The 9,083-nt window shown below is 57.6% G+C and carries 7 protein-coding genes; all 7 read left to right on the top strand.

Features of this window, described 5'->3' with window-relative positions; all coding sequences use genetic code 11:
• Positions 1-557 precede the first annotated feature (557 nt).
• The 7 genes from IRZ24_RS02410 (at position 558) to IRZ24_RS02380 (ending at position 8,980) form a co-directional block, all read left to right on the top strand.
• Complete coding sequence (locus IRZ24_RS02410; protein ID WP_297160199.1) at positions 558-1,394, top strand: heme NO-binding domain-containing protein; 837 nt, start codon at positions 558-560, stop codon at positions 1,392-1,394.
• Positions 1,395-2,282: 888 nt separating this feature from the next.
• Positions 2,283-2,924, top strand: a complete 642-nt coding sequence (locus IRZ24_RS02405; RefSeq protein WP_297160197.1) for a Chromate resistance protein ChrB — start codon at positions 2,283-2,285, stop codon at positions 2,922-2,924.
• Positions 2,925-3,132: 208 nt separating this feature from the next.
• Positions 3,133-3,300 carry a hypothetical protein gene (locus tag IRZ24_RS02400; RefSeq protein WP_297160195.1) on the top strand — a complete coding sequence of 56 codons (168 nt, stop codon included), beginning with the start codon at positions 3,133-3,135 and terminating at the stop codon, positions 3,298-3,300.
• A 625-nt stretch (positions 3,301-3,925) separates the two neighbouring features.
• Positions 3,926-4,792, top strand: a complete 867-nt coding sequence (locus IRZ24_RS02395; protein WP_297160193.1) for a hypothetical protein — start codon at positions 3,926-3,928, stop codon at positions 4,790-4,792.
• 211 nt (positions 4,793-5,003) lie between these two features.
• The gene (locus IRZ24_RS02390) at positions 5,004-5,585 is read left to right on the top strand and encodes a cob(I)yrinic acid a,c-diamide adenosyltransferase (protein WP_297160191.1); all 582 of its coding nucleotides are present in this window, start codon (positions 5,004-5,006) and stop codon (positions 5,583-5,585) included.
• 123 nt (positions 5,586-5,708) lie between these two features.
• Entirely contained in the window at positions 5,709-6,299 is a 591-nt protein-coding gene (locus IRZ24_RS02385; RefSeq protein ID WP_297160190.1) for a sigma-70 family RNA polymerase sigma factor, read from the top strand.
• Positions 6,296-8,980 carry a hypothetical protein gene (locus IRZ24_RS02380; protein WP_297160188.1) on the top strand — a complete coding sequence of 895 codons (2,685 nt, stop codon included), beginning with the start codon at positions 6,296-6,298 and terminating at the stop codon, positions 8,978-8,980. Before IRZ24_RS02385 ends, IRZ24_RS02380 begins: the two co-directional genes overlap by 4 nt.
• Positions 8,981-9,083: the final 103 nt, after the last annotated feature.

Here is a 9,083-nt window from a genome sequence, read left to right as displayed (position 1 = left end):
TTCTTGTATAATATTCATGTCTATATTGCTAATAAAAACAAAGAAATATATAATGACATTGTGCCAAGAAATCACCGCGGGTGAGGAACGTTGGACAGGGTCAGATCATCTTCTGGCCTCCTAGAAAAGGAGTAGCACATATAGCGATAGAAAAAATTAACACATCAGCACAGAAAAGATAATAGACCATGCTCAAATTATCAATCAGCAACTTTCCATCAAAAAACCGAGTAAGTTTTTACTTCTTGGTTGCTATTGGCGAGACAGATCTGTTGAGAAGCGAGCAGAGGAGCATGCAGCGCGCAGACCGAGGATGGGGAAGAGCCGGCGCCTTGTGACTTAGCCGAGCGGCTCATTGGGAGACCCAGGAGAGTGAAATCAGAGGGGTAGCGCAGGCACGGACCAGGCTGAGAGCGCTTCCCACCCTCGGGGCAAAAAAAACACAGCGTCGTGTTCTCTGCACAAGGTTGCTGGGAAAGGAAGCACGTGTTCAGCGAGCCGGGGCAGAGCGAGCTGAGCTGCATGCACCATAAGGTTCTGTCGGAGGAAGGTGTGTTATGCAAGGGTTAATCGTTGTGACGTGGGAGCGGTATCTCTCTGAGCGCTTCGGCAAAAGATTCTTAGAGGTCTACCGCAGAACGATTCAGAGCCACCATGTCGCTTTGGCGAGTCGTGTTTACACAGATGAGCAGTGGCTTGTCGGCGTTGAGGCCGCCAGCAAACTGACAAAGCTGAGTCCAGACACATTGCTTCGCGAGTACGGACGTTACTTCCTGCTCAATGGCCTCACAGGGCACTTCTGTGCCTATCTGCTGAGCCAAGTACGTAGTGGGCGTGCGCTCCTCTTGGCTATGCGCGATGCTCATGCCCAGATGCGCCGGGCATCGCCGCAGATCATTCCTCCGATCTTCCGCTACGAGAGCATTTCTAGCAACCCGAATGAGCTGCTGCTCATCTATGATAGCCCCCGCCATCTCTGTTCCCTGCTCTGGGGCGCTATTGAGGGGGCCGCCGAACGCTATGGCGAGGCTGTCCGTATTGTGGAGGTGGCCTGTATGAAGCACGGCGCCCCCGAATGCCGACTGGAAGTGCAGTTTTCTCCCGGCAAGGGACAGCCGGCAGAAACTCCGGCCCAGGCTCATCAGCGGCTTGCTCGCCTGCGTCTGGCTCACTTGGTGCTGCTCTCTCTCCCCGAACAAGAAGGGATCACACTCGCTGAGCTGGCTGAGCGGCTGCGTCAGCGCCAGGTCGAGACTGAGCAATTGCGCCCTCGACTTTTGCTGGAGGCATTGGAGCACCTGCAGTTCGCCGGGCTAGTGAGAAGTAATGCAAGTCAGGAAAGAGGTGGGCTATTCCACCGCCGCTACTGGCGCGCCCCTACTTCAGGCAAGTGACCCCTGTCAGGCCCCTAGGCTCTGCAGCTCATGGCTGGCTGGCTGCTAGGTCAGCTCATTCTCAGCCCTGGCCCCTAAGCCAGCCACCTGCTGTGGCTACATTCCTCCGCGGCACTTGCAGCCTATAGAGAGGCTAACTCGCCCAGGAGCCAGTCAGCAGAGGGAATGGTAACATATGTTACCATTTACCAGTTCCAGTCTTGCCAGCAGACCTCGATTAGCGTCGCTCAGCCGGCGAACAGGCGAGAGCAATGGGTTTGCCCCAGCCGGCAGATGCCGGCTGGGATGACTAAGGCTGGAAGGGAGATCAGGGATCTCAGCCTGGCTTGAGACGCTCCCGCTCCAGTTTCTAGATTCGACCCTGGCAACCGTATGCCCTGTATTCACTTTGGCTGCTCCAGCCCTTCGTCAGAGGGAATGCCCTGCCCGAAAGAGGACCTGATCACGGTCAGACTGCAGGAAGCTGAGCCTTGATTGACAAATGCTGGCCAATCCGTCCGCGCTATGTCTGTCAAATCATGCCTGGAAAACAGCCGCCCACAGCAGTGGGTAGTCTGATCGGCTGCTTAGATCAGCCCTGGAGGGCTCCAGCCGGCTGTTTCTCAATGGTATATAGCCCTGGCCCCAGCCTTCCCCAGACGCTCTATCGAGATATCACCGCTATGCTTAGCTATTGAGACCTTTGTACATGCAAAAGTCTAGCCGTTGACGTGCTCCAAGTGGGGTATGATCAGCCCAGGCTGTTGACTCACCTTGAGTCCGCGCCTTCATCGGGTGGACATGCGTCCCTCCCAGCTCTTATTGTGCTTGACTTTCTCCCCTTTCTTCGAGTAAGATACCTGATGCTAGTAACATATGTTACTGGCATTTCCTCCGGGGGGATAGCCTATGTCTGAGCGCAATGGTATGCGCTGGTTGCAACTGACGTATAAAGTTCCAAGTGAGCCTTCGCAGAAGCGGGTCTGGGTCTGGCGTCGCCTGCAACATCTCGGAGCCTACCCACTTCAGCACTCGGTCTACGTCCTGCCGTTTACCGAGGAGGTTGAAAAGCACTTCCGCCAGCTTGCCCAAGAAATACGCGAGATGGGGGGAGAGGCTTGCCTTTTCGCTCTTGTCGCCCTGGACCCTGCTGATGAGCAACGGATGCTGCAGACACTGTTAGAGGCACGCTATCGCGAGTATGACCAGGTGCTCCAACAGGGTGAGCGCTTCCTAGCACTGGCGGCCTCTCTGGTTGATGCCGAATGCCACAGCGAAGATGCACAGGCCAAGCTAGGCGATTGTCTTGAAAAGCTACACGGGCTTTTCCGAGCCGCGCGGCGTCATGATCTGCTCGGCTCATTGACCGCTGCCAAGCGGGCGACGGCGGCTGAGCTGCTAGCCGGCTGTGAACAGCTTTTTCGTGTGCTGGTCGAACGGGATTATGCCCGAGCCCGCCGCTTGTTAGCTCTCTATGGAGAGTTCTCGTCAGGCATGGCAGAGACAGATCAGCCGCTGGCTGATCCCTCGACGGTTGCTGGTCAGCTCTAGCTAGAATAGTAGCGTAGCCAGTTGGCAGCCGGGCCTTTGCAATCGTCTCGAGACCCTTGCCGATCCAGTAAGGTCGGCCAAAAGGTTCAATGTCTCCAACTCTAGATTGTCTGTCTCCGTATCTGTAGTAGGGCGAGGAGAGCGTGAGCTAACAGCTCCGATGCTCCTGCCATCATTGCACTCGCCGTTTGCGGCGGGAGGAGAGGTTATGCAGTACCAATCTCTACGGCGCACACGAACAACAGGTGACGCAAGGGTCGAAGCCCTGGCGCTACGCGAGACGCTGCAACGCTATCGCCTGCTCCTGGGTTTACTGGCCAGCGCAGCATCAGCGTTGGGCACTTATCAGTTACTGCGGCTCCTGTTGTTGAAGTAAAAGACCAAGATCAAATATCAGCGGCGCTTCACCTCTAGCAGAGCAGGCCACGCTGGACCGGCTGTTCCCGGTCCCGAGCCTGCTCGCTCGATAAGCGAGCCTTCCCCTAAATTGCTGGAACCCAAGTAGGTCCACATCCTTAACCAGAGCGCGGAGCGGCAGCACCTCCGCTCAAGCCAATCGGCATTGGCCACTGGCACCAGGCGCCCCCTGAGCGTGCAAAGATGAGATGACGGAGGCTGGGTTGCGCTGGCAAACAGAAGCAGCTCTATAGATGTGCTGGCCTGGCTCATCTGTGACTCTCCCGCATCTGGCAGACTACCACTTACCGGACATCTCTCCCTCGCCCCACGCGAAGCCAAGGAAGCTAACGAAGCAGCTAAGGCCTTCTCTCCCTTGAGTCTTGCTGAACTAGATCCAGACTTATCAAGAGTCAGAGACAAGGCTGTATTATAGGTAGATGGTCAAACGGGCGACTGTCAAGATTGCAGGCAGACAGGCAGGCAGCGAGAGCGGTACGGTAGCTGGGCTGTAGTAGGCTTGCGTCCGTCGGCAAGAGCAGGTAGAATCAGCTACATATGGCCGGGTCAAAGCTTGCCGCGGACAGGGGGACAGAAGAAGAAGCGTGAATACTCCGCTCTCAGGGTCAAATTCCTCGATCCCTGCGCGGCCCGTGCGCGACAACAGTCCCCGCCGTTTAATGGTCACCGCTGGCGTGGTGATCTTTGCGATCCGTGATTGGAGTCTCTGGGTGTTGCTGCGTGAAGGGCCGTGGGGGCCGCCTATGCGCCTTGTTCTCAGTAATGAGACCGTGACAGAGGCGGTGCTCCGCACGCTTGAGGCTGTGCTGCTCTGGCCCGATGACGCCTCTCTGTTGCAGTTAAAAGCGGGCTGGGTAGAGCAACAAGTCTATGTGTGGGGGAGCGCCGAGCAAGGGGCGGCTGTTTCGTTGATTCACAGCGTGCTTCTACGGGCCAATCGCGACGAGCTGCGCCCTAATTTGCAGCGGCACCCGGTCCCAAGTCTGCGTGTGCAGTGGACGCCGGTGGCCGAGGTCGAGTCTGGTCAACGCCAGCTTGATCCCGAAGCTCGTCCGGTTTTAGAGATGGCATTGAATACCCTGCGCTCGGAGATTCAACGTAACCCGGAATTGGTATTACGCTATCTGGCTGATATGGCAACTCCCCGCCGTGACAGTATCGAGTGGTGGCGCCAGGAGACTCATACCACTCTCAGTAAAGAGACGCGCCCGCTGCGCGCTCTTCGCGAGCCACCAAGTGGCGATGGCACCCTGACGCTGGCTGAGGCTACGCTGCTCTACCGCGCTTTTTTCCCTCCCGATGAGCAAATCGATCTCTCCAATCTGCGCCGCCGCTTTCTGGCAACCAATACGCTGGAGCCATTGGATGAGGAACGTCCCGTACGTGGGCGTGAACTGGACTGGCGCCGTGTGAGTCGCGCTTATCGCTACCGCGGTCGCACCGACGAGTAGTGATCTGTGCTATAGTTAGTGAGGAGCCGAGACTGCTCAGATCCCTAGGAACGAGATCCTGAGCCTTAGCTCCGGTTACTGACCGAGCACGCTCGCTGTTCTGGCTGGTCGCGCTTGGGTGCTGCAGGCCTCGCCGCGCCAGCCTACAATGATCAGGCGAGTATACGCGAGAAGGCAAGCAGATAAGAGCTAGAGAGGAGAGTGGCAGGCAATGGCCAAAGTCACAACTCACGGCGGCGATATGGGCTATACTGGCCTGCTCGGAGAGCAGCGCGTCCCAAAGTATGATCCGCGCCCCGAGACCTTCGGCACCGTTGATGAAGCAACGTCCGCCCTTGGTCTGGCACGCGCTGTAGCCCGCGATCAACGGGTGAAGGACCTGATTTATCGCCTTCAGCAGGATCTCTATCTGTTAATGGGCGAGTTGGCCACACCCCCTGAAAATTATGAGAAAATCGGGCTGCGTATCACTGCTGAGCATGTGCAGCGCCTGGAGGCCGAGGCCGAGCAATTGAAGCGCGCGGTAGAGATTCCTAACCGGTTTGTTATCCCTGGTGATACCCCTGATGGGGCCGCGCTCGATTTTGCCCGCACAGTGATCCGCCGCGCCGAGCGCCTGGCGGTGAAGCTGCTTCACGATGGCGTGATCCACAACGCTGAGGTGATCCGCTATCTGAATCGCCTTTCCGATGTGGTCTTTATCCTTGCGCGCTATGTTGAGGTGCATTCCTCGCTGGCAACTTTGCCCGCCACAGAACCGCGCCAGACACCTGACTCTCCCTCCGCTGAGTAGGCCGCTCCTAGCCGCCTACATGGCTCTCTCTGGCCAGGTGTACCCGGCTGCGACAAAATGACTCGCCTGTGCATTATCCCCTGTGAGGGACCCAATTTTTCCTTTCACCTGGTGATGGGGCGTATGAAGACTCTGGAAGACGAGTCTCGGCTGACGATTGAGGCGTGCCACGGCTCAACAGCAGCCTTCGAGGCGCTAGTAGTCTATTACGAGCCGCGCATCAGACGCATGCTCTATAGTCTGACGCACGATGTACAATTAACACAGGATCTCTGCCAGGAAACTTTCCTGGCAGCTTTTCGCGCTTTGCCCAGAATGAAGGGGGAAGAGCTACAGTTTGCCCCCTGGATCTATCGCATTGCCTTGAACCAGTTGCGCAGTGAGTGGCGCCGCCGCCGTCGCATCACCTGGGTTCCTTTCACCAGCCCAACCAACCAGGGTGACGATCTCTCAGAGGTCCCCCCCGAGGAGGCGCTTGTCAGCGATGAGCGCTTCGAAGAGCAGGTCATGGAGCGCGATCTGGTGGCCCGTGTGCTGGCTCAGCTCCCTCCAGCTTCCGCAGCCTGCCTGCTCCTAGATGCCGAGGGGTTCTCCTATCGCGAGATTGCTGAGATCATGCAGGATTCGCTGTCAGCCGTGCGCAGCCGCCTGGCCCGCTCACGTCAGGCATTTCAACAGGTCTACAAGCGGCTTAATCGAGGAGGCCAGTCATGAAGCGAAAGGAGCGACCTGATTCACCATCATGTCCTCTCAGCATCCACTGCCTGCGTCTACTCGATGAGCTTGATGCGCCCGGAACGCTGAATCGCGGCGCCAACGAGCCAGAGCCGTCATCTTTTCCGGGAGATGAGCTTGAGCTGCTTGGCCGACTGCGGCGCCACCTGTCTGAATGCCAGATTTGTTCGACAGTAGTGGACCAGGCCCGCAATGAGCGTGACCGTCAGCGCCAACTGCTACGTCAGTTTCTGGAGGAGGCCGAGCGTCGCACGCCCTCAACTCAGGAGCTGATCCTGCAGCTTATTCGCTCCGATCAGGCTCAGGCGGAGGCTGCCAGCGAAGCCCTGACGGTTTCGGATCAGGTCGACCACGTCGGACGGAACCACCACCACCGGCTGCCTTTCGCTGTGCTGAGTCGGCTTCCCGAGCTGCCTGCTCAGGACTCTTCCTTTACCCGGCCCGCGCGACGCTCTCCACTATGGGAAACCCTGGTCCTGGTGGCGGTCATCCTCGTGGTACTCTTGTCGACGGGAAGCCTGGGATATCTTTTGCTGCGCCACTCTGCCCCTCAGACACCCACTTCCTCACCTCCAACGGCTGTCTCTCTCAAGGCTACCTATCAAGGTCTGGCCTGGAAAGCGGTCATGATGGTCGATCCCATTCCCGATAGCGCTGGCCGCTATCCTCTTTATAATTATGACCCTTTCAGCGGTCAGAAGCGTCTTCTGACTACCTCCTGCTGCGATGCAACTTCTGCTGTCGATGGGATCGCCCATAGTGGACGCGATCTCCTCTATCACCAGAGCACAGGCAAAGCTCGCCTTTTCCGTACGCTCTCTCAACCTGAAGCGATCTTTAGCTGTAGCTGCACCAATCCAAGCGCGGTCTGGACAACCGATGATCGCCATCTGCTGATCGATGCCGGTAGTCAGCTTTTCCTGGTAAATCTGTCTGGCAGGAGTGAGCTGATTTACTCCTCGCCTATATTGCAGGGTAGTACGCTCACTTTCTACTACAATGATTTCCTATTCTTTACTCGCCAGGAGAATAGCCAGGAGATGCTGTATCGGCTGGATCTGGCAAGCGGGGAACTCCGCTCAATTGCCTCCCGCCCATTGGTGGCGAATCAGGGTCTCTCTTCTGCTCCAAGCAGTCGCAATGCCTGGCTGCTCAGCCCAACCGGCTCGGCGATCTACTACAGCGTGGGCCACGGTTTGGGAGCCACGCTCTATATGGTGGAGAGCGATGGCAGCAATCGGCGCGCGCTCAATCGGCACGGCATTCCGCTCGGTTTTGCTGATGATAATCGGTTGCTCTTCCTTCAGGAGGCTCATGGGGCCTTCGAAGTGAGGAAGCTGGGGGACACCCCCCAACAGGATCAGCTTGTGGTCGTCAATGCTGCCCCGGGGGCCAGTAGTGTGCTGCCTGATGGATTAGCCCTCGCCCCTTATGGCTGGGCCTTGCTGACTGAGGCTCTCTATCCCGACCACTCGCTGCGCCTGTGGGCGACGAATTTGACTACGCACACTCAGAAGCTGTTGCTGTCTGTCTCAGCCAGCCAGATGACGCGTGCTGGCGCCCCACAACTGATTGGTTGGGATCAGTTGCCGGTCAAGAGCGAGGCGACTCCTACGCCCTCTGAGGTACAGATCCCTGCGAATCTCTCGCCTGCTGATGATTGGAATGGTTTGCTGCTGGTTTCTAGCGATCAGAACGGGCAGATCGCCGTCAGCAATTACAATTACGCTACCGGTCATTTGCAGTCACTGCTCGCCGCCATGCCCCCGCAGACGGAGATCGACGGCATCTCCCCCGACGGCAGCTCGCTAGCCTACCATGTCCCGAGTACCACTCATACGGACTACTATGTTGTGGATCTGAGAGTTACGCCACCCCTGACGCGCTTCCAATACCATAGCACCGGCAGCGGCGGAAATGCTATCTGGCTCGATTCCCAGACGCTGCTGCTCAATGCGCCCACGGGGATGCTGCGAGTCAATATGAAGCAGGCACAGCCCAAAGTGGTCATGTCCTCGTTGCCAGATTCGCGTCTGGCCTTCTATAGTTCTCCGTACCTTTACTTCGTGCAGCCTATCAACGGCAACCAGGAGGCGCTGTTCCGGTTACCGCTGGGAAGTAGCGTCGAAAAACGAGAGGCGATTACGCCGCCGGTGCCCAGGGCCAGCACCGATTTCTGGCTTAGCCCCGATGGGCGTACCATCTACTATGTCAATTACCAGTCGGAGGCACCAGGCATCTATGCCGTTGACAGCGATGGAGGGAATCGCCATCGTCTGCGCCCCTGGGGCATTCCAATTGGTTACGCGGCAGATAACTCACTGATGATTATGCGCTATAGCCAGGGGAGCTTTGAGGTAGTGAAGCTGGGACTGACGCCTGCTCAAGATCAAGTCCTGTTGCACGATGCCGCCCCGGGTGCTCAAGCTCTCTGCTCTGATGGCACCGCCCAGACTCAAGCTGCGGCGCTTGATCCTGAGCTGATCTGTGAGAGCGATGTGGCTCTCGCGCCCTATGGCCATCATCTGGTCGTGCAGGCTCATTATGCTGACGGCCATGCCTCGCTGCTAGCCTATAACCTGGATAACGGTCAGCAGCTCTCAGCTCAGACAATCACTACGAATCGGCTGGTCGGCTACAATCGCTACCCTCCAGCCTGAGCGAGCAATCTTCCCTTTTCTCTGTCAGCTCTCGGGACGGGCTGATCAGCACCTCAGCGGCAGCCGATCAGCCCGTCCCGGCCTTCTATGAGCGCCTAGCCGC

The sequence above is a fragment of the Thermogemmatispora sp. genome (genome assembly GCF_019683755.1).
Lineage (GTDB): Bacteria > Chloroflexota > Ktedonobacteria > Ktedonobacterales > Ktedonobacteraceae > Thermogemmatispora.
Note: the sequence above shows the minus strand (reverse complement) of the source record. Positions and strands in the feature narration are given on the sequence as shown.